The 500-nt window shown below is 66.4% G+C and carries 1 protein-coding gene; it reads right to left on the bottom strand.

What is annotated here, in order from left to right:
• On the bottom strand, nucleotides 1-485 hold a 485-nt coding region (locus tag AC1RNQ_RS21440), incomplete at its 3' end, for a hypothetical protein (protein WP_493174549.1).
• Between the last annotated feature and the right edge of the window lie 15 nt (nucleotides 486-500).

Here is a 500-nt window from a genome sequence, read left to right on the forward strand (position 1 = left end):
GCCGACTGCACCACGCTGCCCATCGCATAGCCCGTGCCCACGCCATAGTCGTAGCCCGTGCGCGAGGTGAAGAGGTCGCTGCCCTTCTTCGTCGAGGTGTAATCCTCGAGCAGCTGGCCCTTGGCATTGTACCAGGCCGAGCGGCTGTACGCGACCGTCGTCCCGTTGCCCTCATAATCCTGCTGAAGCGTCACCCGGCCCAAGAGGTCGTAGCTCATCTGCGAGCGCAGCGTCCCCCCCGTCGAGGCCGCCGACGGGATCGCACCCGACGGCACGCCGTCGCCAAGACCCGTGACCGGGTCGATCCCCTCATAGACCCAGGCCCCCATGGTGTGGGTGGTTTGAGCGAGGCGGTCGGCCGCGTCATAGGTGTAGCTCTCGCGCAGCTCGTAAAAATAGCCCTGCTCATAATGGCCCGGATCCCACTCATCGTACGGATCCTGCACCCACTGGCCGGGGACAAATTCGGTGGTCAGCGTCGCCACGCGGCGGCCCGCCGC

Source organism: Sphingopyxis sp. GW821-FHT12F08, from assembly GCF_058806755.1.